The organism is uncultured Eubacterium sp. (assembly GCF_934561735.1).
GTDB lineage: Bacteria > Bacillota > Clostridia > Oscillospirales > Acutalibacteraceae > Eubacterium_R.
On the sequence record NZ_CAKTGT010000002.1, the window covers coordinates 50,481 to 76,407 of the forward strand.

Here is a 25,927-nt window from a genome sequence, read left to right on the forward strand (position 1 = left end):
CGTTTTTGTTTTTATTGATTTTACATAAAAAATAAGCTGTTCAAAATGAACAGCTTTATCTTTTGCGTAACTCTTACGCTCTTTCAACCTTACCTGAACGAAGGCATCTTGTGCAAACATAAACTCTCTTTGGAGATCCGTTTACGATAGCCTTAACTCTCTTAATGTTTGGTTTCCATGTTCTGTTTGATCTTCTGTGTGAGTGGGATACCTTGATACCGAAGGACATTTCCTTACCACAGTATTCACATTTAGCCATTTGCGAACACCTCCTTAATAATTTACAACGGAAATATAATAACAGAAAGTTACATAAAATGCAAGCATTTTTTTAATAATTTTTGTAAAGGTGATATTTATGGTATATTTGTACTATAAATTCTTGATTTTGTATACAATATATAGTATAATAAAACAGTAAAATTTTAAGTATTATTCGGAGGAATTGTCAATGGCTGTTGATAAGAAAGCAAATGACAAAAAAACTGCCCTTGAATCCGCATTGAAGCAAATTGAAAAACAATACGGACAAGGTGCAATTATGCGTCTTGGCGAAAACGCACATTTAAAGGTTGATGCTATATCAACCGGTTCACTTACTCTTGACCTTGCAACAGGTATCGGAGGACTTCCAAAGGGAAGAATTATTGAAATTTACGGTCCTGAATCATCAGGTAAAACAACGCTTGCACTTCACTGCGTTGCCGAATGTCAAAAACTCGGCGGTGAAGCGGCATTTATTGATGCCGAACATGCACTTGACCCGGGTTATGCAAAAAATCTTGGTGTTGATGTTGATTCGCTTTTGGTTTCTCAACCCGATAACGGCGAACAGGCTCTTGAAATTACCGAACAGCTTGTAAGAAGCGGTGCTGTTGATATTATCGTTGTTGACTCCGTTGCGGCACTTGTTCCTCGTTCGGAAATCGAGGGCGATATGGGTGATTCTCATGTAGGCTTGCATGCAAGACTTATGTCGCAGGCTCTTCGTAAACTTACAGGTGCAATCAATAAGTCAAATTGTATAATTATCTTTATCAATCAGCTTCGTGAAAAGGTTGGCGTTATTTACGGCAGTCCCGAGGTTACAACCGGCGGCAGAGCGCTTAAGTTCTATTCTTCTATGCGTATTGATGTAAGAAAGGTTGAGCAACTTAAAGCACCGGGCAATGAATTTATCGGTTCAAGAACAAGAGCAAAAATTGTTAAAAATAAGGTTGCTCCGCCGTTCAAACAGGCTGAATTTGATATTATGTACGGCACAGGTATTGATAAGGTCGGTGAAATTGCAGACCTTTCCGTTGCACTCGGTATTGCAACAAAGGGCGGCGCTTGGTTTACTTACGGAGAAGAAAGATTCCAGGGTAAAGAAAAGTTTAAGGAATATATCAAGTCAAATCCTGATGTTCAGGCAGAACTTGAAAAGAAAATCAAGGACGCTTTGGCAAACAATGACGCACAGGAGGAAGCTCCCGCACCTGCAAAAGCACCTGTTGAGGCAAAGGCTCCTGTTACTCAAACAAGAGCAGCCGCAAGAGCTAAGCTTGATATTGCAATAGACGATGATGAAGATTAATGAAAATATCTCATACAAAGGGCAGAGGCAAAAAGATTCATATTTTTGTTGATGACGAATATACAATAACAACAGATATTGACTTTTGGGCAGAACACTTTTTTAAAGACGGTCAGGAAATAACCGATGAGCAGTGGCAGGAACTTTGCAATGGCATTCATTATAAGAAAGCTGTTGATAAGTGCTATGATTTGCTTTCGAGGCGTGACCATTCGGTAAAGGAACTTAAAACAAAACTTCTTCGTACCGTTGATGAAGAAAATGCAGACAGAGCTATTGAAAAAATGATAGACTACGGATATTTGGATGACGAAAAGTATGCCAAAAATCTTGTAAAATATCTGTCCGAAACAAAGCGAATGTCAAGAAATCATATAAAACAAGAAATGTATAAGCGAGGCGTACCAAATGACATAATTGCTTACACTCTTGAAGAAACTGAAATAGACAATGTGTCGGCTGTTGTTGATTTGATTTTTACAAAATACAGAAACAAATTAGATGCTCAAGACGGTAATAAAAAAGTTATTGCCGCCTTGATGAGAAAGGGATTTTCCTATTCTGACATAAGAGAAGCTTTTGAAAGAATAGAAAATGAAGAATACGATTAATGGCAAAGGGTTATAAAGTCGGAATGATTTCCCTCGGCTGTCCGAAAAATCAGGTTGACGGGGAGGCACTCCTTGCAAAACTTGCGGCGGCAGGGTATCAGATTGTAAACGAAATAGAAAATTCGGATGTTATGATTGTTAATACATGCGGATTTATCGAGGACGCAAAAAGAGAAGCGATTGATACAATTCTTGAGGTAGCACAGTATAAAGAAGCCGGAGTAATATCCGCTCTTGTTGTTACGGGTTGCCTTGCCGAAAGGTATCAAGATGAAATATTAAAAGAAATGCCTGAGGTTGACGCGGTTATCGGTATCGGTGCAAATGCCGATATTGTTAAAGTTTGCGACAAGGCTCTGTGCGGCATTCAAACCTCTAATTATCCAAATAAGTGTTATCTTCCCATTGATGATGAAAGAGTGATTTCTACGCCTTCTCACTGGGCGTATTTGAAGATTGCCGAGGGATGTGACAACAGGTGTTCGTATTGTGCTATTCCCGGTATCAGAGGTAAGTTTCGTTCAAGAAAAATCGAGTCTGTTATTAATGAAGCAAAAAGTCTTGTAAATCGTGGTGTTAAAGAAATAATTTTAGTTGCACAGGATACAACTAAATACGGACAGGATTTGTACGGCGAATATTCACTCGACAAACTTCTCAAGGAACTTGTTAAAATCGACGGACTTGAATGGATAAGGCTTTTCTATTGTTATCCGCAAAGAATTACCGACAGCCTGATTGATGTAATTGCAAACGAAGATAAAGTATGCAAATATATTGACATACCGCTTCAGCATTCGGATACCACTGTTCTAAAAAATATGAACAGAGTAGGGGACGGAAATGATTACAGAGTGCTCCTTGACAAAATGAGAAAAGCTATTCCCGATTTGGCACTCCGCACAACTTTTATGGTTGGTTTTCCTGGTGAAACGGATGAGCAGTTTGAAAATCTTTGTGATTTTGTAAAAGATATGAAGTTTGACAAAATGGGCTGCTTTACATTTTCTCCCGAAGAGGATACTCCTGCTTTTGATATGGATAATCAAATTGACGAAGATGTTAAAAAACGCCGTCAAGAGGTTTTAATGAACGCTCAGTATTCTATTACGGAAGCTTCAAATAAAAACAGGGTAGGTAATGTTTACAAGGTGATTATCGATTCATTTGCCGACGGAAAGTATACAGGCCGTTCTTATATGGATTCGCCGGAGATTGACAGCGGAATTATTTTTACTTCTAATAAAAAACTTAATATCGGTGATTTTGTTAATGTAAAAATCACTGATTTTGACGGATATGATTTGATAGGAGAGCATTATGAATTTACCTAATAAAATTACTGTTTTCAGATTTTGCTGTATACCTTTTTTGTGGCTCTTTTCAATATGGCAGTTTAGATACCATTGGGTAGTGGCTTTGTTGATTTATTTTGTGGCGTGTGTAAGTGACACCGTTGACGGTAATATCGCAAGAAAGAAAAAGCTTGTTACGGATTTCGGTAAGCTTATGGACCCGCTTTCGGATAAAGCTCTTGTGTTAGCCGCTTTCCTTATCCAAATTAATCTCGGAGTGAGAACCGATATTGTCATTATGATTATGATGGCGAGAGAGTTTTTGGTTGCCGGTATGCGTATGGCGGCAACGGTTGAGGGCGAAGTTATTGCGGCAAATGTTTTCGGTAAAGCAAAAACATTTATTCAAATGGCAACAACGGGTATGACATTCCTAATCCTTGCTATTATGGAAAAAGACGGAGAAATCATTATTGCAACCAACGGATTTAATGCACCGCATTGGCTCAGTGTTTACTGTACAATCGCATTTTGGATTGCCGGCATAGTAACTGCCTTGTCAGGCATAAAATATACTATGGACGGCTGGCATTATATCAAAACAAAATAATACTTGCATTTTATACACAAAATGAATATAATGTATATAAAGGCTGTGATTGGGAGAAGTACCGATATTGTACCTATTCAGAGAGCAAACGGTCGGTGAAAGTTTGTATAGGTCATATTGCGAAATGCACCCATGAGCTTCTCAAAGGAATTTTAGTATTTTGAGACGGTAGGCACCGTTATTTGCAACGGCTATATATGTAGCTTGAGTATAAATCAGAGTGGAACCGCAGTATTACTGCCTCTGTCGTTTGACAGGGGCTTTTTATTTTTTGAAAGGCAGATATATTAATGTTTAAGCAATATAAAGAAGATATCCAGAGCTTTATTGACCATGATCCGGCAACAGATAATCCGTTAGAGATTATTTTGCTTTATCCGGGCTTTAAAGCACTTCGTTCTCATAAAAAAGCATATTGGTTTTACAATCATAATATGCCGTTTATCGCAAGGGCGATAAGTCAACGCTCCGCACATAAAACCGGTATAGAAATTCACCCGGGTGCAAAAATCGGCAGAAGAGTTGTAATTGACCACGGTCATGGTATTGTTATCGGCGAAACCGCAGAAGTCGGCGACGATGTTATGATATATCAGGGCGTAACGCTCGGCGGTACCGGTAAAGATGTCGGTAAACGCCATCCTACCGTAGAAAGCGGTGTAATGATAGGTGCAGGAGCAAAGGTACTCGGACCTATCACAATCGGAAAAAACGCTAAAATCGCCGCAGGTGCGGTTGTGGTTAAGGATGTAGAACCTAACTGTACGGTTGTGGGTGTTCCGGGTGAAATCGTCAGAATAGACGGTGAAAGAGTGGATGATTTGGACCAAATCAATATTCCCGATCCGATTATGAATGCAATAAGAAATAATGAAGAGCAAATCAAAAAATTGCAAAATGAAGTTGAAAAATTAAAGGAGATTGCTGGTAATGAAAATATTTAACACAATGTCAAGAAGAAAGGAAGAGTTTATTCCTGTTGATCCAAATGAAGTAAAAATCTATGCTTGCGGACCTACCGTATACAATTTTATTCATATCGGTAACGCAAGACCGCTCTGCGTTTTTGATGTACTTCGCAGATATTTGGAATACAGAGGATATAATGTAAAGTTTGTTCAGAATTTTACCGATGTAGATGATAAAATTATCAAGAGAGCAAATGAAGAAAACAGCACTTTTGAAGAAATTTCAGAAAAGTATATCAAAGAATTTTGGACTGATGCACACGGTCTTAATTTTAAAGATGCTACCGTTCATCCAAAGGCAACGGAAAACATTGATGAAATTATAGAAATTATCAAAACTCTTGAAGAAAAGGGCTACGCTTATGCCGTTGACGGAGATGTTTATTACAGAACATTAAAGTTTAAGGATTACGGCAAGCTTTCTCATCAACCTATTGACGATTTACAATCGGGTGCAAGAATTGCTGTCGGAGATAAAAAAGAAGACCCACTTGATTTTGCTTTGTGGAAAGCCGCAAAAGAAGGCGAACCTTACTGGGATTCTCCATGGGGCAAAGGCAGACCGGGTTGGCATATTGAATGTTCTGCAATGAATAAAAGATATCTCGGTAATACAATTGATATTCATTGTGGCGGTCAGGACCTTATTTTCCCTCATCACGAAAATGAAATTGCTCAGTCCGAAGCCGCAAACGGTTGTATGTTTTCAAAATATTGGATGCACAACGGTTATATAAATGTAGATAATGTAAAGATGAGCAAGTCACTCGGCAACTTTAAAACTGTTAGAGAAATTGCCGATGTTTACGGCTATGAGGTAATCAGATACTTCCTTATTTCTTCACATTATCGTTCACCGATCAACTACAATCTTGAGATTATCGAGCAGTGCAAGTCTGCACTTGAAAGACTTTATAACTGCCGTGAAAGCCTTGATTTTGCCATTAAAAACGCAAAGAGCGATATTGCTGATGATGAAGAAATCTTGGCTTTGATTGCCGGAAGAAAAGAGCAGTTTATCAACTCTATGGATGATGACCTTAATACAGCTGACGGTATTTCCGCTGTATTTGATTTGGTAAGTGATATCAATACAAAAATCATCAACAAGGAAGTTTCAAAGAATGTTTGCCAAAAGGCTGCCGATATGTTCGATGAGCTTACAGGCGTTTTGGGGCTTGTTTATAACAGAAAGTCAAATGATATCAATGACGATATTGAAAAGCTTATTGAGGAGCGTCAGCAAGCTAGAGCAAACAAAGATTGGGCAACTGCCGACAGAATTCGTGATGAACTTAAAGCTCAGGGAATTACGCTCAAAGATACACCTCAAGGTGTAACTTGGATTAAGGAATAAACTATGGTAGACAGAGTTAAGTTTAAAAATGTTGAAGTTTCCCGTTTGGGGCTTGGTAATATGCGGCTTCCGTGTAAAACTCCGATTAAACGAGAGGCTAACCCTTTAATTGATTACGACAAGGCACAACAAATAGTTGATATGGCATACGAAAACGGCGTTAATTATTTTGATACGGCGTATATGTACCATTGTGGTAAGAGCGAAAAGTTTATCGGTCAGGCACTTAAAAAATACCCGAGAGATTCTTATTTTTTAGCTGATAAACTTCCTATTTGGATGTGCAAATTTCCTGCCGATATGGAAAAGATATTCAACAAACAGCTTCAACGCACAGGTATTGATTGTTTTGATTTTTATCTTCTTCATTCGCTTGATAAGAGTAATTTTGAAAAGTGCGAAAAATACGGTGCTTATGACTTTGTTCTTAAAAAACAGGCAGAGGGATTGGTCAAAAATATCGGTTTTTCATTCCACGGAACTGTTGAAGATTTAAAGAAAATCGTTTCGGCTCATCATTGGGACTTTGCTCAAATTCAAATGAACTATCTTGATTGGAAAAATCAGGACGCAAAAACGCAATATCAAATTTTGACCGATGCAGGTATTCCTGTTATAGTTATGGAGCCGGTCAGAGGCGGTAAACTTGCAGATTTGCCGAAAGATGCAGAGGCTGTTTTGAAGCAAAACGCTCCGGATAAAAGCATTGCATCTTGGGCTATGAAGTTTGTTGCGAGTTATGATAATGTTATCACCATTCTCAGTGGTATGAATTCGTTAGAGCAAATGCAGGATAATCTCAATACTTTAACCGATTTTGTTCCTATGAATGAAAAAGGATTTAAAGTTTGCGAGAATGTTGCATCTATCATTAATAAAAATGATATTATTCCGTGCACAGGTTGCGATTATTGTGCCGACTGCCCAAAGGGTGTAAAAATCAGCACGATATTTGATGTATACAACAAGCTAAAAACAGAGGAGTACACCGAGTTTGAAGCGAAGAATAAGTATAAAAACATTGATGTAAATCATACCGCTTGCGTAAAATGCGGCAAGTGCAAAGAACATTGCCCGCAAGGAATTGACATTCCAAATGAATTGGCAGGAAAAATTAACGATTTATTTTCGTAAATGAATATTGACTAAAAAAGAGCAAACCAATTACGGTTTGCTCTTTAATGTTATTATATTTATTTTACAAGCTCTGACATATCGTACATACCGGCTTCTTTACCTGCCATAAATACAGCAGCGTTTACAGCACCAACGGCGAAAACTTCTTTTGACCTTGCAGAGTGTGAAAGTGTGATAATTTCATCTCTGCCGGCAAAAATAATTTCGTGTTCACCGACGATTGTGCCGCCTCTGATTGAGTGCATACCGATTTCGTTCTTTGTACGTTTTTCACGCTTTGAGTGACGGTCGTATTCATATTTCATACGATTGTCAAGTTCTTCGTTGATAGCATCTGCAAGCATAAGTGCAGTGCCTGACGGAGCGTCAATTTTTTGGTTATGATGCTGTTCAACAATCTCAATATCAAATTCATCACCCAAAAGTGCAGCTGCTTTCTTTGCAAGAGTTGCAAGGAGGTTGATACCCAAACTGTAATTGTATGTGAAAAATACAGGGCACTCTTTTGATGCGTCCGCAATCTTTTTCTTTTGGCAATCATCATAGCCGGTTGTAGCAATTACAAGAGCTGTTTTTGTTGTTTTGCCATATTCCAAAAGACTGTCAAGAAGTGACGGATTTGAAAAGTCTATTACAACATCGGCTTCTTCTTTTACATCCGAAATGTTTTCGTAAACAGGGAAGTCGGTCATATTGTTGTTATACTTGTCAACACCGGCAACGATAGTTGCATCATCACGGTTTGCAACAATATTTTGGATAACTCCGCCCATTTTGCCACAGCATCCTGATAATATAATTCTTGTCATTTATACTTCCTCTAAATTTTACTTAATAAGTCCGTACTTTTGCATAACACTCTTTACATATTCTGTATGTTCATCAGTCATATCGCAAAGAGGCATCTTGCAAGGTCCTGCAGCCCAGCCCATCATATTGCAGGCTGCTTTTACAGGAATCGGGTTAACTTCAACAAACATAGCATTTGCAAGTTCAAGATATTTTGCCATCATTTCTGTGCACTTGTTTGCGTCACCGTCAAGATAAGCCTGAACCATATCATGAGTTTCCTGTGGGCAAATGTTTGAAAGGACGGAAATAACGCCCTTACCGCCGCAAGCCATAACTGCAGGAATTTGGTCATCGTTACCGCTCCAAATATTGAGGTCGTCACCGCAAAGTGCGTGAATTTTCATAACCTGACTGATGTTGCCGGATGCTTCCTTAACACCGTTGATTCTTGGGAGCTTTGAAAGCTCTTTGAGAGTTTCAGGAGCAATGTTTACGCCTGTTCTTGACGGAACATTGTAAAGAATGATAGGTACATTTGTTGCATCATGATACATTGTGTAGTGCTTGATAAGACCTTTTTGTGTGCATTTGTTGTAGTAAGGAGTAACAAGCAAAAGTGCATCAACACCGTATTCGCAAGCCTTTTCAGCAAGTTCAAGACCGCATTCTGTATTATTTGAGCCGGCACCTGCAATAACAGGTACTCTGCCGTTAACATAATCAACACAGAATTTAATTGCTTCAAGGTGATGTACTGTTTTAAGTGTTGAACTTTCACCTGTTGTGCCGCAGATTACAATAGCGTCTGTTCCATTGTCAATCTGCCAATCAATAAACTTCTTAAATTCATCGTAATTAATGCTGAAGTCTTCATTCATTGGGGTAATGATAGCTACAGCCGAACCTGTAAATACCGGATTCTTCATAATAGTATATTCTCCTTATATAGATTAGTCTAAATAACCTTCAGCGGCAAGCAATTCTGCAAGCAATACTGCACCGCCTGCTGCGCCACGAAGTGTGTTGTGTGAAAGACAAACAAATTTGTATTGATATTGTGTGTCTTCTCTGAGTCTGCCGATAGAAACTGCCATACCGTTTTCAAGCATACGCTCTGAATGAATTTGAGGTCTGTCAGGTTCTGTGAAGTAGTTGAGGAACTGCTTTGGTGCAGACGGAAGCTCGAGTTCTTGTGCTCTGCCCTTGAAGTTGTTCCAAATTTCAATCATTTCATCCTTTGTAGGCTTCTTTTCAAAGTTTACAAATACTGCACCGAGGTGACCGTTTGATACAGGAACACGGATGCACTGAGCGGTAAAGTTTGGTTTTGTGGCACTTTCGATATGGTCGCCTTCAATTTTACCCCAAAGTTTGAGAGGTTCTTTTTCGCTCTTTTCTTCTTCGCCGCCGATGTAAGGAATAACATTGTCAATCATTTCAGGCCATGTTTCAAATGTTTTGCCTGCACCTGAAATAGCTTGATATGTACAAACCAATACATCTTTTACGCCAAACTTCTCATGAAGAGGGAAGAGAGCCGGTACATAAGACTGAAGTGAGCAGTTAGACTTAACAGCGATAAAGCCACGCTTTGTGCCGAGTCTTTTTCTTTGCTCAGGGATGATATGGATGTGTTCTGCATTGAGTTCAGGAACTACCATAGGAACATCCGGAGTAAATCTGTTTGCAGAGTTATTTGAAACTACAGGGCATTCATGCTTTGCATATTCTTCTTCAAGTGCCTTGATTTCATCCTTCTTCATATTTACCGCACAGAATACGAAGTCAACCATTGATGTGATTTTTTCAATATCGTTGGTAGCGTCCATAACTACCATATCTTTATATTTGTCTGCGAGCGGTGTATCCATACACCATTTGTTGCCGATAACTTCGCCGTAAGGTTTGCCTGCTGATCTTGATGACGCTGCAAGTACAACAACATTGAACCATGGGTGATTTTCTAGCAAGGTCATAAATCTTTGACCTACCATACCTGTGGCACCTACGATGCCGACATTAAATTTTTTCATAAATAATTCTCCTTAGAACTTGTATTATTTATCATTTTGCAATATAATAGACAAAGTGCAATTCGCACAAGATAATTTAGTATATATAATATCACTATTTATATATGAATGTCAATTAATAATTATATAAATTTGGAGAATTATGATGAAAACTTCTGACTTTTATTATGATTTGCCGCAAGAACTGATTGCGCAAACTCCTATTGAACCGCGAGATATGTCAAGACTTATGGTAATTGACAAAAATACCGGTGAGGTTGAACACAAAATTTTTAAGGATTTAATAGATTATTTAAGACCGGGTGATTGTCTTATCCTTAATGATACAAGAGTAATTCCCGCAAGGATTTACGGCGTTAAGAAGGAAACGGGTGCCGTAGTTGAATTCTTGCTTCTTAAACAAAGTGAAAATAATGTGTGGGAATGTCTTTGCAAACCGGGAAAACGAGCAAAAATAGGAACAGAATTTGTATTCGGTGACGGTATTGTCGAATGCGAAGTTGTGGATATTACCGATGACGGAAACAGAAAGGTTCAATTTAAGTGTGATTCCAAAGAAATTTACAATATTTTGGACAAGATAGGCAAAATGCCCCTCCCACCATATATTACGGAAGAACTTCAAAACGGTGAATTATATCAAACTGTTTATTCCAAAGAACTTGGTTCTGCCGCAGCTCCGACTGCCGGACTTCATTTTACCGAGGAAATGCTAAAAAAGATTGAGGACAAGGGTATTAAACTTGGGTATGTAACGCTTCATGTCGGACTCGGAACGTTCAGACCTGTAAAGGTTGATGATGTTACAAAGCACAAAATGCACAGCGAACATTATCATATAAGCAAAGAAACAGCCGATTTGATTAATGAAACAAAGAAAAACGGCGGTAGAGTAATTTCGGTAGGTACAACAAGTACAAGAACGCTTGAATCTGTTGCAACCAAAAACGGTTGTATATGTGAAGACGAGGACGATACTTCTATATTTATTTATCCGGGATATGAATTCAAATGTATTGATGGCTTGGTAACAAACTTTCATTTGCCTGAAAGCACTTTGATTATGCTTATTTCTGCTTTTGCCGGATATGATAATGTAATGAATGCTTATAAGATTGCAGTGGAAGAGAAGTACAGATTTTTCTCATTTGGTGACGCATGTCTTTTTATTGATACAAAATAAGGAGAAATTTATGGGATATAAATTGTTAAAAACAGAGGGTAAAGCAAGACGGGGTGAGTTTTCAACAGTTCACGGTACGGTTCAAACACCGTGCTTTATGAATGTTGCAACCGTTGCCGCAATAAAAGGCGGTCTTTCAACTGTTGACCTTAAAACGGTCGGTGCACAGGTTATGCTATGCAATACATATCATCTTCATGTCAGACCGGGTGACGACAAGGTAAAAACTCTCGGCGGACTTCATAAATTTACAAATTGGGACAGACCTATTTTGACCGATTCGGGTGGATTTCAGGTGTTTTCTCTTGCAAAACTCAATAAGATTACCGAAGACGGTGTTACATTCAATTCTCATGTAGATGGCAGAAAAATCTTTATGGGACCTGAAGAGAGTATGCAAATTCAGTCAAATTTAGGTTCTACAATAGCAATGACTTTTGACGAATGTGTTGCTAATCCGGCAAAATATGAATATTCAAAAGAAGCATGCAACCGTACTTTGAGATGGTTAGAACGCTGTAAAGCGGAAATGGAAAGACTTAATTCATTGCCTGACACAATCAATAAAAATCAAATGCTTTTCGGTATCAATCAGGGTTGCACCTTTGACGATTTAAGAATTGAGCATATGAAAGAAATTGCAAAATTGGACCTTGACGGTTATGCTATCGGTGGTCTTGCTGTCGGCGAGCCAAAGGAGGATATGTACAGGATTATTTCTGCTGTTGAACCTTTTGCTCTGGTTGATAAACCAAGATATCTTATGGGAGTCGGTACTCCTGGCAATATTCTTGAAGGTGTCAGCCGAGGTGTTGACCTGTTTGATTGTGTTATGCCTGCAAGAAACGCCCGTCACGGTCAGTTGTTTACTAAAAAAGGTATAATTAATATTAACAATGCCAAGTATATTCTTGATGACCATCCGATTGATGAAGAATGTCAGTGCCCAACCTGTCAAAATTATTCGAGAGCATATGTCAGACATCTTCTTAAGGCAGGGGAAATGCTTGGTATGCGTCTTGCAGTTATGCACAATCTTTATTTTTATAATAACTTAATGACCGAAATCAGAGATAATATTGATAACAATTCATTTGAAGATTACAAAAATGAATATGTTGATAAATTGGATACAAGAATTTAAAATAATTCTTGCAATTATTTGACAGATACTATATAATTGTAGTACTTAATGTATTTTAGGAGGCAAAAAATGATTTTAGATTTAATGCAAGCAATAACTTTAATGCAAGGAACAACGCAGGCTGCCGGTCAAACAAAGGCAGGCTCTACATCTTATATTGTGCTTATGGTTGTACTCGTTGCCGTAATGTATTTTATGATGATTCGTCCGCAAAAGAAGCGTCAAAAGGAAGAACAGGAAATGCGTTCTTCACTCGAAATCGGTGATGAAATTATTACAATCGGCGGCATCGTTGGTAAGGTAGTTACTATCAGAGAAGAAGATATAATTATCGAAACAGGTGCTGACAGAAACAAGATGAAAATTCAACGCTGGGCTGTAAATACAAATGTAACAAAGACAGAACAGCACAAAAAAGAAGTTGAAAAGGCAAGAGAAGCTGCTAAGGAAAAGAAAGAAGCTAAAAAGGCCGATAAAAAATCAGATAAATAATGTAATAAATAAATGTCCCCCTGAATATCTTTTAACAGGATATTCAGGGGGATTTTTTTATGAAAGCAAAATTTGACAATGTCCTTTTGGGATTTATAATTAAATCGGTGTTTTTGTCTGTTGTTATTGTTGCATTTTTAACTGCAATTTTGTCAAAGGTTGTTTTGATATTTGATTTGGATAATTCCTATTGTGCATATTTAGGATATTTTATCTTGTTTATAACGTCTGTTGCAGTAGGTTTTCTGTCAACAGTCAAGTTTAAAAACAGCTTAATATTGATGAGTGTTTTGTCAAACACACCGATTTTAATACTGTCTGTAATTAATTCAATAATCAATAAATCCTTCGGTCAGCTTTGTATCAGTGCTGTAATAATAGCATTTGGCAGTGTTCTCGCATCTGTTTTTAACGCAAAACGAACAAGAAAATTGAAGGTATGAAAATGAAAGATATAGCTGTTGCCAAAGAAACTTTTGATTTTGATAAGTTTTTAGAAAAGAACAAAGAATATATATATTTATCACTTATTTATATTGCCGGGTTGCTTGCCGGTTCATTGCTTTTTAAGACTCTTCAATTGTCAAAGTATTCATCTTATGTAAATGATATTTTGACAGTAAAAGGCGACAGTCTGCTTTCCGTAGTGGTTGACAGACTGTCTATTTATCTTATTATATATGTTTTTACAATTCTTCTCGGGCTTTGTATTATTGGATTTCCTATTATAAATCTTGTTCCGTTTTTGTGTGGATTTGAAGTAGCAATAAAAGTTGCTTTTTATTACAATTTGTATTCATTAAAGGGAATAGGGTACTCACTTTTGATGATTGTACCCGAAACTGCGGCTTTTATGGTAATTCTGTTTTTTACAATTTCCGCATCAAAAGAGTTGAGCAAAAACATTTTTGATATATCTGTACAAAAAAATTCAAAAAAACAAATCGTTCTTGCGGATTATTTAAAATCATTTTTAAAATACGGAGCAGAGATTATTGTGATTTCATTTGTAAATTCGATTATAATTTATCTTTTTAATTCAATAATCAAGATTTAAAGTTAGGCTTATTGTTTGCAAGCGGATTAGAGTCAATAGCTTGCTTTGACGCATCACTTTGAATGTGGGTATATATTTCGGTTGTGCCCAAATTTTCATGACCGAGAATTTCTTTTAGTACCAGCACATCGACATTTCCGTGCTGGTACATAAGTGTAGCAGCCGTATGACGGAGTTTGTGTACCGAAAGCCCTCTGCCGCCGAGTCCAGCTTTTTCAAGATTATTTGCAACCATAGTTTCAACCATTCGAGGGCTTATTCTTTGATAACGACTGCTGATAAAGAGTGCTCGATCTTTTACTTTGTCGTTAGGACGAACCTTCATATATTCTGTTATAGCGTCAATACAAGCTTGGTTAAGGTAAACAGTTCGTTCTTTGTTTCCTTTACCTGTAATGACAAGTGTGCCGTCTGATTTAATATCTGTATAGTCGATAGACACAAGTTCTGCAAGACGCATTCCACAATTCAGGAATAGGGTAATGATTGCAAAATCTCTTTCTTTATATTTACCGTCTATTACAGATAGTAATTTTTGAGCTTCTTCCAAAGTAAGATATTTTGGAAGAGCTTTTTTTGTTTTTGGAGCATCAAGATTTTTCATGGGATTAGAAGGTAGCAATCCAAGGTTATCCGATAAATAACTAAAAAATCTTCTGATACATACAACACGGCGGGCACGGGTTGCTTCGTTGTTGCCGCGTACATTTTTACAATAAATCAAAAAGGTGTATGTGTCATTTAATGTAATGCTTTTTATAAAACTTAAATCAATTTGAGTTAAATCTATTTCTTCGTCAGGAACATCATCGGAATAAAGACCTTTGTGTTTAGCCATAAAACGGAAAAAGGTCCTCAAATCACTTGCATATTCAATTACCGATAAAGAACTGTGTCCTTTAATCGCTTCAACATAAGTTAAATAATCCTGCACTAAAGCAGGTAACTTTATAAAATCTTCGCGTTTCAAATATTAATTTGCATTACTAATTTCGCAAAATTAATATGCGTAATGCGTAATAATGCGAAATAATCGTTCAATCGTATTTTCCCTTTCATAATGTTTATATATATTTTAGCATTTTTTATTAGATTTTTCAAGTAATACTTGATAAATTAGAAATGCTTTGATATAATAAAAACAACGGAGCACTTGGGGTACTCCGTTGCCTGATGATTAATCATCAGATTTCTTTTCGGCTATGCATCCGATTAAGTCAATGACTTGTTCGAGTGTGTAGCCTTCTTTTTTTAGCCACTTAATAAGTCTATATATCTCGCTGCTGGTCATTTTTTCACCACCTTTCTCCTCTGATGTCTTTATTGCTTCAAGGTGTCTAAAATTATTGCTTTTAAGCACCTTGGCAGAGGCTCTTATATAATTTTTATTTTTTTTATACTCCTGCACGCTTCTTTCCTCCTTTTTTAGAATTATTGCTTTTGAAGTCTCTGGCTGTCGGCTCTTATTTCGACATCTATTTAAAAGCATATGTTCTTGATTTTGTCAAAAATTCGCAGAATAATAAATAAAAAAATTTTAAATCAGAGTTTAGATAAAATTATTTTATTTATGGTTTTGATAAAGTCAAGGTTATATGCTAACTCTCTGAGGTGGAATAAGTGCTGACAGCCGGGAACAAAAGCTTTAACTCTAAAAGGAAATAATCGCAGGTATAAGGCAAAAAAATAAAACCGTGTCAGCTTGCTGACACCCTTTTTATCGTTAACGATATGGTAAAGTTGTATTGTGATAACTTAGATAGCAATTATTGATAATACAAAAAGTAAATAAAATGAAGAAAAAAACACGCCGATGAAACTTCAGCTCAAACGAGCTCACACCTCATCAGCGTGTTTTTATTGTATTTTTTATACTAATTGTTATTTGTTACGAATCATATCCAAACAAAATTTAAATCCACTTGGTCCTTTTGTTATAATAACAATTACTAAAATGGGTAATATTATTGGTGAAATTTCTGCAATAGCTTTCCAAATTAAATTAGGTGTTATAACTTTATCTAAAAATGTATCAAGTAAAATCATTTTTATCTCCTTATTTGAAAATTTCTTTTATTTTTAAAAATAGTTTTTTGATTCCTTTAATTAATAATAATCCTGCGATTAAACTAAATCCTAAATATATAACTACTTCTTGTATTTGCGTCAATTTATTATCTCCTTTTTATTTGTTCTCGCTGTTAGGTAGTCGAGTGAAACATTGAATATATCTGCAATTTCATATAATTTTTCTAATTTTATTTCGTGTTTTCCTTTTTCTATTTTTGAGTAATATGATTGGTCAACTCCTATTTTCGTTGACATTTTTATACCTGTCCAGCCTTTTTCAATTCTTAATTCTTTTATTCTTTTTCCCATTTCTTCTGTATTTAGCATAATTCTTTTGCTCCTTTTTTAGATATTATCATATTTTTCACTTGACAATAGGTAATCAATTACCTATAATGTAAATAAAAGGTAAACAATTACCTAAAATTGTCGGCGGACAGAAACGCAAAGGAGTAAAAAATATGAAAAAGAATGAAGAAACACGGTTTTATTATTTTGTGCCTTATAAAAGAAATTCAAAAGGGTATACTCGTTTATTAAATGCGGTTAGTACATTATCCGGTGATAAAACTATTTTGCAATATATTCATGAATTAATGGTAATTCCTGAATATAATTCAGTTGAGTTTTTTGAAGTTTTTTACCGTACTTCTGATGATTGGTCAACATTAAATTATGTTGATACATTTCGTGTTGTTGATTTTGATAATTTTTTTATTGATATTGAAAAAAATCTTTTTTTAAGAGGTGTTTCAAATGAATAATTCAATTTGTCCAACTTGTAAAAATAGATTTAATTGTCCTGCAAGGGATGTTGATATAATCTGTGATGATTTAAGAGATTTTTTAAAATCAAAGAAAAACGATAAGAAATTAAAGAAAGAAGAGGTTGAAAAATGAACAAAAAGCGGGTGTTGACCCCCACCACTAATAGGGGGTCAGAAAATACAAGTAAATATCCTATAATCATAGACTACATAACCTTTTCAGGGGTTTTTAATAACTTTGAAGAAATGATAGATTTTTTAGGATTGAAAAACGCAAATTTAGAGTTCAAGCCTATCGGTCCTCGGTGGTTCTTCAAGTACGCTGTTGATTACGATAATATGATAACTTTGATGTTAAGTCAAAAAGACAGTATTACAAGTGCCTGTGTGAATATAACGGGTAAAGGTTGTAGGCTTCTTGAAAGCTTCAGCTGTTATGATTTAACACAAATTATCAACCGTGTTACAGAGCTTCCTGATTTTCAGCTTACAAGAGTTGATATAGCAATGGATGTTATTGATGATAAGTTTGATATACAAACGCTTGTTAAGAATTACGAAAAAGGAAATTACACTTGCCGGAGCAAATTTTCAAATGTGATGAAAAGTATTGATGACGGTATCAAGGGTACATCTCTTTACTTCGGTAAACAAAGTTCAAATATCTATATAAATATTTATGATAAGAGGGCAGAGAGGGGATATTCTCCTGAAGATATGCCAAATTGGACACGACTTGAAATAAGATTAAGAGGTCCGAACGCTGTCGGCTTCGGTGAAAAGCTGTACGAAAACTGTAATGTTGGTTTTTTTATTCCGGCATACTTAATAACTATTTACGATTTGTTGTTAACTCTTCAGATGTCAATAAATCAAGATTGCCAACCGCTCCTTATTGGAAAAAGTTGTTATCTCATACCGATAAAATATCGGTGTTCAGTTCGGTAGGTATTGAGTATGATTTCGGTAAAATGGAAAACTACTTGTTTAATACGGCAGGGTCTACATTAAAAACATATTTGTTAACACATTCTGTTGATGATTTGTTAAATGAATTAGGACAGCGTGATATTAAACTAAATGCAAGACAAAAAAGACTTGTTGATAATTATGTACAAGATTGTGATTTTTATATTATTGATTAAAGAAAGGAAAAAAATATTATGTTTAACACAATGATTGATTCGATTAAAAATTTTGGTGCTATTGAATGGAGTTTAACAATTACATGCTTTATTGAGCTTGCTGTTATTCTCTTTTACAATAAAGGTGCTTTGGTTTGCAAAAGCAAGCTTGCCGCTTATGAAGATGAGCTTCGTTCGGCAAAAAAAGACCTTGAACATGCTCATAATGAAATAATGATTTTGAAAGGTGGTGATTTGAATGAAGATTAATGCAGTTCTTCAGGCTCCTGTTATTGATATGTTTTCTCGTGAGTGGGAATTTGACGGCAAAAAGGGAACATCTCATTTTGTTGTTGTGTATGATTTTGAAAATCACAGAGCAGAGAGATTGACTGTTGACCCTGATAACGCTTCTGTTTTTTCAAAGGTTAGAAATATTACTTTGTTTGATGAATATAAGCTTAATATTGAGCTTACAGAAGCTTATGACAAGGTAAAGAAAACTATTATAGGGGTTGAAAAAGTTGGACAATAACGAACTTTTACAACTTATCTACTATCAATGCGGGGGAATTCTTGTAATTGAAATTTTGAAGTTTTCTATTGATTATATTATCAAACCTCTCAAAAATTGGATTTCAAGTATGTTTCCTGAAGATTGGGGGTCAACTAAATAGTGAAAGAATTAATTTTACTTTTTATAGCGTTTGCTATTTTTCTGTACGGTGTGTTTGCTTTGCTTCGTGATGCGACAAAGAAAATTATTACCGTAACAGCTGAAATAAAAAAAGAACAAAGAAAGGGGGATAAAAAGTATGTCAAATCTTCTAAACGCAATTACGATGGAAGGAACAGTTCTTGACAAAACTATTACCGGTACTATGGTTCAGGGTGTACTTAATGAAGTTGTAGCGATTATTCCTACAATTATTCCTGTTGCTATTTCATTTATTGCTATCAGAAAAGGTATCAGCTTTGTGCTTGGTATGCTTCGTTCTGCTTAATTTTTATTGTATTTTTTATTCTAATTGGGGCAGGGGGTTGGTTTCAGCCCCCTGTTTTTCAATTAAGAAAGGAGTTTTTTGTGAAAAATAAATTAAAAATCGTTCTTTGTGTTGTTATGATTGCAGTTTTTTGTTTTGGTACCTGTTCTGTTGCTTATTCAAAAACTTCTACTGATATTTCATTATCTGTAGCAACTCAAATAGTAAAAGATTATTATGATTTCCAAACTGACGGTTATAAAGTTGTTCCTGCATTTATTTATCGTTATAATGGTCATTTATATATGTTGTGGATAGACGGTCGCGGTGTAAGTGATGACGGCTTGCATTTTACTAATTCTTATGGTTCTAACGGTTTAAATTCAGGTGCTGGTTCCGGTGACTATGTTTGTCTTAAATTTGATGATGATAATATTTATTCAAAACCTACTATTGTTGCCAAAGATAAAGATTGCGTTTACGGTATCGGTCAAGGTAACGGTCTTACCGAAGCTAATCTTTTAACTAATACAGTTGATAGTTATTACGATATTTCAGGTTTAAACGGTGATAAACTTTTTACGCAGGGGACGAACCCGTCCCCGACCCCAACGAACCCGTCCCCGAACCCAACACCCGCCTCGAATACCTTATCTACCTCACTAAGCAAGGTATTTCAAACATCAGGGACGATATTGCAGGAAATAATCGCACTCTTACCTATATTGCTTCCGGTATTGGTGACATTCTTAGCAATCAGGAAGGGGATACGCTTCAGCTTGAAAATATTACGAACCGTTTAGATGAGTTAATTAAACTTTTTAATGAGTGTTTAGATTATGTTTGGGATAATCACGAATGGTTACGTTTAATTGAAACTAAGATAGTTCCTGCTTTAACAAGTATGAAAACATCATCAGAAAATATTGATAAATTGTTAGGTAATATAAATAATAATCTTACTGCCTTTATGACTAATTTTAAAGATTTTTCAGATACTACAAAAAAATATCAGTCAACTATTAAACAATATTTTGAAAATGCAAATACTTTTTTAATGCAGATTAGGGATGTTTTAAAAAATATTGAAAAATTTTATTATCCTAATTCCGGTGAAGTTTATCCCGGTATTTCAAAAGAAGACGTTTATGATATAAAATCCGGTTGGCATTCGTTTTGGTCTACATTCAGATATAAAAAGTTTGATGAAGTACTTTTAGAAGTAAATCAAAAAATTGAGGATAAAGTTAATCCGTTGTCTGAAAATAATTCAGCTGCGTTTGAGGGAGCTATAACTAATATCAAAGATAATACCTTTATCGGTTCGGCTAATGAAATGGTTACAACTTTTCCTGAAGAACTCAAAGGGGCATTGAATAAAGATAGTTCACCTGTTTTACAGTTTACTACTGCAGGGGTATCAAATAGTTATTTTACATTACCTGCTAAAAAATATAGTATTGATTTTTCTTGGTATGCTCCGTTTAAAGGTACTGCAGATACTGTAATCAGTGCATTTATGTACTTAGGTTTCTTAATTGCTTTTTGGAAGCGTTTGCCTGAAATTATTCACGGTGCTGGTGTTATGTATGTCGGTCAAGCTGAGTTTCACGAATCACAATTTAATGATCGTGTGAGTGATACAATGGCTAATGATTATTATGAACAGCTTGTATCTCATGACGGATATGATGATTTGGATATGGCAGACGGTGAATATGATTCGTACGGCAATTATTCTTCTTATGAGCGTGATTGGTGGTGATAATATGATTGTTATTACTTTTTTAAATTGGATAGCTAATTTGTTACATGGCACTAATTTTGATTTGTCTTCAATTCAGGTTGCTTGGGATGTTTTAACTGAAGCTATCGGATTTATTGGTTATTTCATTCCTCTTGGTCCTGTGGTTGTTATTGTTTCATTTTTAGCTGCTACTTATGCTTGGCGTTTGTTGGTTTCTTTTTTTAAGCTTTTATGGTCTGTTATACCTCTGTTATAAAAAATGTTTTAAATTGTCCGTTTGCACCCGTGGCTGTGCCACGGTGCAACGGAATTAAACATTTTATATTTTTTATGAAAGGTTGTGAAGTATGGTTTCTACTATATTAAAAACATTTTGGGAGATTGTTTGGGTTTTTCTCAAACCTTGCTTGTTTGTTATTATTCCTGTTATTGTTGCTTTTGTTATTGCTTTTTTGGTTGCTTATTTAAAAAAGAAAAAATCAGGTACAGCGGTAAGAAAGGTTATTGCTCATGTAAATCCTAAAGCTGATGTGTCGCTTCTTACAAAACTTTTTGTTCAGCTTCCAAAACAGTATTGGGAAAATTATTATAATAAGCCTATAGGCGAATTCAGAGAACACGGTATTATTATGTTTACCGGAGCACAGGGGCAGGGTAAAACAATTGCAGAAACAAAGTATTTGCGTGATATACAGTATCGTTACCCGTCTGTTAAAGTTAATACTAATTACGGTTACTATTTTGAAGATGCTCCCGTAGCTGATTGGCGTGATTTAGTTGATTATAATAACGGTAAAAAGGGGATAGTTTGTGCTATCGATGAGTGTCAGAATTGGTTCAGCTCGTCTATGTCAAAAAATTTCCCACCGAGAATGTTAGCTACCGTCACTCAGAACCGAAAGAATAAGCGTGTAATTATTATGTCTGCTCACTTTTTTATGGATGTATCGAAGCCTATTCGTAAACATTGTACAGAGGTGAGGTCTTGCCGTACATTTCTTGGTTGTTTTACCATAGTTAAAAGGTGGCAACCTATTATGAACGCTGAGGGTGATGTTATTAAAAAGCGTACATTAGGTTATTATTGCTTTGTTCATAACGATGATTTGTATAAGGCTTACGACACTTTAAGAGTTGTAAAGAATTTAAGTGCTGCGGGTTTTGAGTCCGATACTTGGGTTGATGAACAGGATAGTAACATTTTGAAAGCTCCTAAATCCACTTTAAAAGCTCGTAGACGAAATTATAACGCAGAAAGTCAAGTAATGCGTGCTATGGATGATTGTTTAAATCTTTTTGATGGTAAAGGTGATGAATTCTAATGAAAGAAAAAGAAAAAGAACTTTTATTACAATATTACTATAATAAAGATATGAGATTACAAGATGATATTGTTACATATGAAAATAGGTACCGGGTCCGGTATTGTGACGAAATAGACCACCTTGAAAGTATTATTTCAATCGTTCGTAAAAATATGTTTAACGAAGTAATGCTCGAAGTATTCCAGCTTCTTAAGGTTGGACCGTTTGAACGCAAAGAAAACCGCAGGGAATAAATCCTTGCGGTTGTTTTGTTGACTGTAAGCCTTTAAAATGCTATAATTTAACTAAAATTTAGAAAGGTAAGTATTTTATTTATTTTCTATCTAATTTCGCAAAATTAATATTTTGCGAAATTAGGGGAACTTTAAACAATGCTTTTCCTTTCTAAATATTATATGCTTTTCTTATTCTTCAGTAATTGCATCAAAAGCTGAACGGATATTTCTAACCGGTACTATATCCATACTTATTTTTATATCTTTTGACAAAGATTTGTAATTGTGGAACGGAATTATACATTTTGTGAAGCCGAGGCGTTGAGCTTCGGTAATTCTTTGCTCACAATTATTTACGGCTCTGATTTCTCCTGCAAGTCCGATTTCACCAAATGCAAGTGTGTTTTCGTTTACAGGTTTGTCCTTTAATGATGAAATAAGCGCCATTGCAACGCTTAGATCTGCCGCAGGCTCATATAGCTTTAATCCGCCTATTACATTTAGATATGCGTCCATTCCGTTGAATAAATATCCTGCACGCTTTTCAAGCACGGCAATCAACATACTCATTCTGTTGTAGTCAAATCCTGTGCTCATTCTTCTCGGTGTGCCAAAACCTGATGAAGTAACAAGTCCTTGAACTTCAGCAAGAATCGGTCGTGAGCCCTCCATGGTGCATGCAACACATGTTCCGCTTGTATTCTTCGGTCTGCCCGAAAGCATCATAAGTGAAGGATTTTCAACCTCGTTCATTCCGCCTTGCGTCATTTCAAAAACACCGATTTCGTTTGTTGAGCCAAATCGGTTTTTTGCACTTCGCAAAATTCTGTATGAATAATTGCGTTCGCCCTCAAAATATAATACAGTATCAACAATGTGTTCAAGCACTTTCGGACCAGCAATTGCACCGTCTTTGTTAACATGGCCAACGACAAAAATCGGGATTCCGAGCGATTTGGCAAGGTGCATAAAAATATTTGTACATTCTCTTACTTGTGTAATACTGCCGGCAGATGATGAAATATCATCAATCATCATTGTTTGAATTGAGTCGATTATAACCATATCCGGCTTTTCAACCTTTATTGTTTCAACTATAATTGAAACATCGGTTTCGGCAAGAATAAATAAATTGTCGGTATCAACACCGAGCCTGTTGGCACGGAGTTTGATTTGCCGAGCAGATTCTTCGCCGCTGATGTATAATATTTTGTGTTTTTGTCCTAAACTTTGACATATTTGAAGCAAAATAGTTGATTTGCCGATACCAGGATCACCTGAAAGTAAAATTAAACTTCCTTCTACAATTCCGCCGCCGAGCACTCTATCAAATTCTTTTATGCCTGTCGAAAGTCGCTTTTCAATGTCGCTGTCGATTTCGTTAAGCCTTTGAACAGGCTTTATTGTTGCTTTTGACCTTGTAACGCCTTTTGCGGAAACAACCGGAGTTTGTTCCTCCATTGTGTTCCATTCGCCGCAACCCGGGCACTTACCAAACCATTTTACACTTTCGTATCCACATTCGCTGCACACATATACGGATTTTACTTTTGCTGCCATTATACATCCTCACAAATTCCTGCAAGAATAGAATATGCCATATCTTTTTGATATTCTTTATCCTGCAATTTGTTGTTTTCATTTTTATTGCTTACAAAGCCACATTCAACCATAACTGACGGCTTCTGTGCTTTGTATAATATGTAATAACTGTTATCTGATACTTTATTTTCTCTTTTGTTTTCCGGTTGAATATTTTTCTTTACGCTTTGTAAAATCTTGTCTGCAAGTGTCGGACTGATTTCGTCATTCGGAGAAAACCAAACCTGAGTCCCCCATTCTGCCTCGTTTTCAAAATGATTTTGATGGATTGAAATTAAAATACTGTTTGGAACAGAATTTATAAAGTCCATACGATTGTAAAGGTCGGATTTTGTTCTTTTCTCCCCTGCCCTGTACACCTCATAATCGCCGTCACGGGTTAAAACGGTGTTTATTCCCGAAACCATAAGATAATCATACAAATCAAGGGATATTGATAGATTAATATTTTTTTCGAGTGAACCGTCAATTCCGACGGTACCGACATCGATTCCTCCGTGACCCGGGTCAATGATTACAGTCTTTTTTGTTTTAACATTATTGATGCCGACTGTTTTTACCATAACATCATCAATTTTATAACTTATGTTTATGCAAACTGCTATAAGTAAAAATCCGGAAAATAATATCATTAATGCCTTTTTCATTATATCACCGTTTTGGTTAAAAGTATAGACATTAATAATATGATTAAATTATACAATATATTTATCAATCTTTCAATAAATCGGTTGATTTATTTATTTAGAAGGGATATAATTTGTACTATAAGATAAAGGAGTGATATTATGAAGATTGTTAATTTAGACGGATATACGACAAATCCGGGTGACCAATCATGGGAAAACTTTAAGAAGTACGGCGATTTTACCGTATATGAAAGAACTGCACCGGAAGAAGTACTTGAGCGTGCAAAAGATGCAGACGCTCTTATCATAAACAAAACTATAATCACAGCAGAAATGCTTGAACAGATGCCAAACTTAAAATATATAGGCTTGCAGTCAACAGGATATAATGTTGTGGATTGTGATGCGGCAAAGAAAAAAGGTATTGTTGTTTCAAATATTCCTGCGTATTCAACAGCAGCGGTTGCACAGCTTGTTTTTGCACTTATTTTGCAAATTACAAACAAGGTTTCACTTCACAGTGATGCTGTTCATAACGGAGAATGGACATCTTGCCCCGACTTCTGCTTCTGGAAAGCACCGTTAACAGAACTTGACGGAAAAACAATCGGTATAGTCGGATTCGGCTCAATCGGACAAAGAGTTGCAGAGATTTCAAGAGCGTTCGGTATGAACGTTTTGGTGTTTACTCCTCATCCAAAGCCTGATGAATTCAAAAATGTTACATTTGTTGATTTTGACAAGCTTTGTAATGAAAGTGATATAATCACCTGCCATTGTCCTCTTACACCGCAGACAGAAAATTTGATTGATAAGAACGCTATTTCAAAAATGAAAAAAAGTGCTATTGTAATTAATACATCAAGAGGTCCTGTTGTAAATGATGAAGACCTTGCCGATGCACTTAATAACGGTGATATTCAGGCGGCAGGAGTTGATGTGTTGAGAGTTGAACCGCCAACAGCCGATAACCCACTTCTTACAGCAAAGAATTGTATAATCACTCCGCATATTGCTTGGGCTGCGTACGAAACAAGAAAACGCCTTTTGGGCATACTTGAGGATAACCTCAAAGCGTTTATTGACGGCAATCCGCAAAATGTTGTTAATAAGTAAAATTTGTAAAGGCACTTTCGTATTTGAAAGTGTCTTTTGTCTTACTACAATCCGAACAGTTTAAACGCCTTATTCGCAGGGCATAAAAAAAGCA

At 36.0% G+C, this 25,927-nt stretch carries 34 protein-coding genes, 1 pseudogene and 1 other annotated feature; of the genes and pseudogenes, 25 read left to right on the plus strand and 10 right to left on the minus strand.

Going from position 1 to position 25,927, the window contains the following annotated elements:
• Positions 1-73 precede the first annotated feature (73 nt).
• On the minus strand, positions 74-259 hold the full coding sequence (gene rpmB, locus Q0E08_RS02105) for a 50S ribosomal protein L28 (RefSeq protein ID WP_078768495.1): 186 nt from the start codon (positions 257-259) through the stop codon (positions 74-76).
• Between the two features lie 192 nt (positions 260-451).
• On the opposite strand from rpmB, the gene recA reads away from it, so the two are divergent.
• From recA to Q0E08_RS02140, 7 genes are all read left to right on the plus strand, one after another.
• Positions 452-1,576 carry a recombinase RecA gene (recA, locus tag Q0E08_RS02110; RefSeq protein WP_294775739.1) on the plus strand — a complete coding sequence of 375 codons (1,125 nt, stop codon included), beginning with the start codon at positions 452-454 and terminating at the stop codon, positions 1,574-1,576.
• Positions 1,576-2,187 (plus strand): regulatory protein RecX, encoded by a 612-nt coding sequence (locus tag Q0E08_RS02115; RefSeq protein WP_294775742.1) that lies wholly within the window; start codon positions 1,576-1,578, stop codon positions 2,185-2,187. Before recA ends, Q0E08_RS02115 begins: the two co-directional genes overlap by 1 nt.
• Positions 2,187-3,521 (plus strand): 30S ribosomal protein S12 methylthiotransferase RimO, encoded by a 1,335-nt coding sequence (gene rimO, locus Q0E08_RS02120; protein ID WP_294775745.1) that lies wholly within the window; start codon positions 2,187-2,189, stop codon positions 3,519-3,521. The genes Q0E08_RS02115 and rimO overlap by 1 nt, the downstream gene beginning before the upstream one ends.
• Positions 3,508-4,092, plus strand: a complete 585-nt coding sequence (gene pgsA, locus Q0E08_RS02125; RefSeq protein ID WP_294775747.1) for a CDP-diacylglycerol--glycerol-3-phosphate 3-phosphatidyltransferase — start codon at positions 3,508-3,510, stop codon at positions 4,090-4,092. The genes rimO and pgsA overlap by 14 nt, the downstream gene beginning before the upstream one ends.
• 36 nt (positions 4,093-4,128) lie before the next feature.
• Positions 4,129-4,340, plus strand: a binding site (T-box leader).
• A gap of 42 nt (positions 4,341-4,382) precedes the next feature.
• Entirely contained in the window at positions 4,383-5,036 is a 654-nt protein-coding gene (gene cysE / locus Q0E08_RS02130; protein WP_294775750.1) for a serine O-acetyltransferase, read from the plus strand.
• Entirely contained in the window at positions 5,023-6,417 is a 1,395-nt protein-coding gene (gene cysS / locus Q0E08_RS02135) for a cysteine--tRNA ligase (protein ID WP_294775753.1), read from the plus strand. The genes cysE and cysS overlap by 14 nt, the downstream gene beginning before the upstream one ends.
• Before the next feature lie 3 nt (positions 6,418-6,420).
• Positions 6,421-7,551, plus strand: a complete 1,131-nt coding sequence (locus tag Q0E08_RS02140; protein ID WP_294775756.1) for an aldo/keto reductase — start codon at positions 6,421-6,423, stop codon at positions 7,549-7,551.
• A gap of 59 nt (positions 7,552-7,610) precedes the next feature.
• On the opposite strand, the gene dapB is transcribed toward Q0E08_RS02140, so the two are convergent.
• The 3 genes from dapB to asd are packed head-to-tail and all read right to left on the minus strand — an operon-like array spanning position 7,611 to position 10,379.
• Complete coding sequence (gene dapB, locus Q0E08_RS02145) at positions 7,611-8,363, minus strand: 4-hydroxy-tetrahydrodipicolinate reductase (protein WP_294775759.1); 753 nt, start codon at positions 8,361-8,363, stop codon at positions 7,611-7,613.
• 18 nt (positions 8,364-8,381) lie between these two features.
• Positions 8,382-9,272, minus strand: a complete 891-nt coding sequence (gene dapA, locus Q0E08_RS02150) for a 4-hydroxy-tetrahydrodipicolinate synthase (protein ID WP_294775763.1) — start codon at positions 9,270-9,272, stop codon at positions 8,382-8,384.
• A gap of 24 nt (positions 9,273-9,296) precedes the next feature.
• A complete protein-coding gene (asd, locus tag Q0E08_RS02155; protein WP_294775767.1) occupies positions 9,297-10,379 on the minus strand; it encodes an aspartate-semialdehyde dehydrogenase in 1,083 nt (360 codons plus the stop codon).
• A gap of 145 nt (positions 10,380-10,524) precedes the next feature.
• Here asd and queA point away from each other — a divergent pair, with 145 nt between their 5' ends.
• The 5 genes from queA to Q0E08_RS02180 all read left to right on the plus strand — a co-directional run bounded on the left by queA (position 10,525) and on the right by Q0E08_RS02180 (position 14,255).
• On the plus strand, positions 10,525-11,562 hold the full coding sequence (gene queA / locus Q0E08_RS02160; protein ID WP_294775769.1) for a tRNA preQ1(34) S-adenosylmethionine ribosyltransferase-isomerase QueA: 1,038 nt from the start codon (positions 10,525-10,527) through the stop codon (positions 11,560-11,562).
• A 10-nt stretch (positions 11,563-11,572) separates the two neighbouring features.
• Positions 11,573-12,706: a tRNA guanosine(34) transglycosylase Tgt gene (gene tgt / locus Q0E08_RS02165; protein WP_294775772.1), complete on the plus strand. Its 1,134-nt coding sequence runs from the start codon at positions 11,573-11,575 to the stop codon at positions 12,704-12,706.
• Positions 12,707-12,775: 69 nt separating this feature from the next.
• Entirely contained in the window at positions 12,776-13,198 is a 423-nt protein-coding gene (gene yajC, locus Q0E08_RS02170) for a preprotein translocase subunit YajC (protein WP_290908127.1), read from the plus strand.
• Positions 13,199-13,257: 59 nt separating this feature from the next.
• Positions 13,258-13,641 (plus strand): hypothetical protein, encoded by a 384-nt coding sequence (locus Q0E08_RS02175; protein WP_294775779.1) that lies wholly within the window; start codon positions 13,258-13,260, stop codon positions 13,639-13,641.
• 2 nt (positions 13,642-13,643) lie between these two features.
• Positions 13,644-14,255, plus strand: coding sequence for a stage II sporulation protein M (locus Q0E08_RS02180; protein WP_294775782.1), 612 nt, complete (start codon positions 13,644-13,646; stop codon positions 14,253-14,255).
• Here the strand turns inward: Q0E08_RS02180 and Q0E08_RS02185 are convergent.
• The 4 genes from Q0E08_RS02185 to Q0E08_RS02200 all read right to left on the minus strand — a co-directional run bounded on the left by Q0E08_RS02185 (position 14,245) and on the right by Q0E08_RS02200 (position 16,652).
• Positions 14,245-15,093 (minus strand): tyrosine-type recombinase/integrase, encoded by an 849-nt coding sequence (locus Q0E08_RS02185; RefSeq protein ID WP_294775784.1) that lies wholly within the window; start codon positions 15,091-15,093, stop codon positions 14,245-14,247. The genes Q0E08_RS02180 and Q0E08_RS02185 overlap by 11 nt on opposite strands.
• Positions 15,094-15,432: 339 nt before the next feature.
• Complete coding sequence (locus Q0E08_RS02190) at positions 15,433-15,663, minus strand: hypothetical protein (RefSeq protein ID WP_294775788.1); 231 nt, start codon at positions 15,661-15,663, stop codon at positions 15,433-15,435.
• A gap of 473 nt (positions 15,664-16,136) precedes the next feature.
• Entirely contained in the window at positions 16,137-16,301 is a 165-nt protein-coding gene (locus Q0E08_RS02195) for a hypothetical protein (protein ID WP_294775790.1), read from the minus strand.
• Between the two features lie 120 nt (positions 16,302-16,421).
• The gene (locus tag Q0E08_RS02200; RefSeq protein ID WP_294775792.1) at positions 16,422-16,652 is read right to left on the minus strand and encodes a helix-turn-helix domain-containing protein; all 231 of its coding nucleotides are present in this window, start codon (positions 16,650-16,652) and stop codon (positions 16,422-16,424) included.
• A 134-nt stretch (positions 16,653-16,786) separates the two neighbouring features.
• On the opposite strand from Q0E08_RS02200, the gene Q0E08_RS02205 reads away from it, so the two are divergent.
• The 12 genes and pseudogenes from Q0E08_RS02205 to Q0E08_RS02255 all read left to right on the plus strand — a co-directional run bounded on the left by Q0E08_RS02205 (position 16,787) and on the right by Q0E08_RS02255 (position 22,504).
• Complete coding sequence (locus Q0E08_RS02205; RefSeq protein ID WP_294775794.1) at positions 16,787-17,089, plus strand: hypothetical protein; 303 nt, start codon at positions 16,787-16,789, stop codon at positions 17,087-17,089.
• The gene (locus tag Q0E08_RS02210; protein ID WP_294775796.1) at positions 17,082-17,225 is read left to right on the plus strand and encodes a hypothetical protein; all 144 of its coding nucleotides are present in this window, start codon (positions 17,082-17,084) and stop codon (positions 17,223-17,225) included. Before Q0E08_RS02205 ends, Q0E08_RS02210 begins: the two co-directional genes overlap by 8 nt.
• A gap of 218 nt (positions 17,226-17,443) precedes the next feature.
• Positions 17,444-17,881 (plus strand): annotated as a pseudogene (locus Q0E08_RS08870) (replication initiation factor domain-containing protein); the annotation flags it as partial.
• A 32-nt stretch (positions 17,882-17,913) separates the two neighbouring features.
• The gene (locus Q0E08_RS08875) at positions 17,914-18,237 is read left to right on the plus strand and encodes a replication initiation factor domain-containing protein (RefSeq protein WP_367118519.1); all 324 of its coding nucleotides are present in this window, start codon (positions 17,914-17,916) and stop codon (positions 18,235-18,237) included.
• An 18-nt stretch (positions 18,238-18,255) separates the two neighbouring features.
• Positions 18,256-18,486 (plus strand): hypothetical protein, encoded by a 231-nt coding sequence (locus tag Q0E08_RS02220; protein WP_294775799.1) that lies wholly within the window; start codon positions 18,256-18,258, stop codon positions 18,484-18,486.
• Positions 18,476-18,751, plus strand: a complete 276-nt coding sequence (locus Q0E08_RS02225; protein WP_294775801.1) for a hypothetical protein — start codon at positions 18,476-18,478, stop codon at positions 18,749-18,751. The genes Q0E08_RS02220 and Q0E08_RS02225 overlap by 11 nt, the downstream gene beginning before the upstream one ends.
• 280 nt (positions 18,752-19,031) lie before the next feature.
• Positions 19,032-19,220, plus strand: coding sequence for a hypothetical protein (locus Q0E08_RS02230; RefSeq protein WP_294775803.1), 189 nt, complete (start codon positions 19,032-19,034; stop codon positions 19,218-19,220).
• Positions 19,221-19,300: 80 nt separating this feature from the next.
• The gene (locus Q0E08_RS02235; RefSeq protein WP_294775804.1) at positions 19,301-20,002 is read left to right on the plus strand and encodes a hypothetical protein; all 702 of its coding nucleotides are present in this window, start codon (positions 19,301-19,303) and stop codon (positions 20,000-20,002) included.
• A 101-nt stretch (positions 20,003-20,103) separates the two neighbouring features.
• Positions 20,104-20,964 carry a hypothetical protein gene (locus Q0E08_RS02240; protein WP_294775806.1) on the plus strand — a complete coding sequence of 287 codons (861 nt, stop codon included), beginning with the start codon at positions 20,104-20,106 and terminating at the stop codon, positions 20,962-20,964.
• Between the two features lie 4 nt (positions 20,965-20,968).
• Complete coding sequence (locus Q0E08_RS02245; protein WP_294775807.1) at positions 20,969-21,202, plus strand: hypothetical protein; 234 nt, start codon at positions 20,969-20,971, stop codon at positions 21,200-21,202.
• Between the two features lie 91 nt (positions 21,203-21,293).
• The gene (locus Q0E08_RS02250) at positions 21,294-22,268 is read left to right on the plus strand and encodes a zonular occludens toxin domain-containing protein (protein ID WP_294775809.1); all 975 of its coding nucleotides are present in this window, start codon (positions 21,294-21,296) and stop codon (positions 22,266-22,268) included.
• Entirely contained in the window at positions 22,268-22,504 is a 237-nt protein-coding gene (locus Q0E08_RS02255) for a hypothetical protein (RefSeq protein WP_294775811.1), read from the plus strand. Before Q0E08_RS02250 ends, Q0E08_RS02255 begins: the two co-directional genes overlap by 1 nt.
• A gap of 171 nt (positions 22,505-22,675) precedes the next feature.
• On the opposite strand, the gene radA is transcribed toward Q0E08_RS02255, so the two are convergent.
• Both radA and Q0E08_RS02265 read right to left on the minus strand, forming a co-directional pair.
• The gene (gene radA / locus Q0E08_RS02260; RefSeq protein WP_294775812.1) at positions 22,676-24,046 is read right to left on the minus strand and encodes a DNA repair protein RadA; all 1,371 of its coding nucleotides are present in this window, start codon (positions 24,044-24,046) and stop codon (positions 22,676-22,678) included.
• Complete coding sequence (locus Q0E08_RS02265; RefSeq protein ID WP_294775814.1) at positions 24,046-24,735, minus strand: N-acetylmuramoyl-L-alanine amidase; 690 nt, start codon at positions 24,733-24,735, stop codon at positions 24,046-24,048. The genes radA and Q0E08_RS02265 overlap by 1 nt, the downstream gene beginning before the upstream one ends.
• Before the next feature lie 141 nt (positions 24,736-24,876).
• Between Q0E08_RS02265 and Q0E08_RS02270 the strand changes: the two genes are divergently transcribed.
• Complete coding sequence (locus Q0E08_RS02270; RefSeq protein ID WP_294775817.1) at positions 24,877-25,833, plus strand: D-2-hydroxyacid dehydrogenase; 957 nt, start codon at positions 24,877-24,879, stop codon at positions 25,831-25,833.
• The last annotated feature ends 94 nt before the right edge of the window (positions 25,834-25,927 follow it).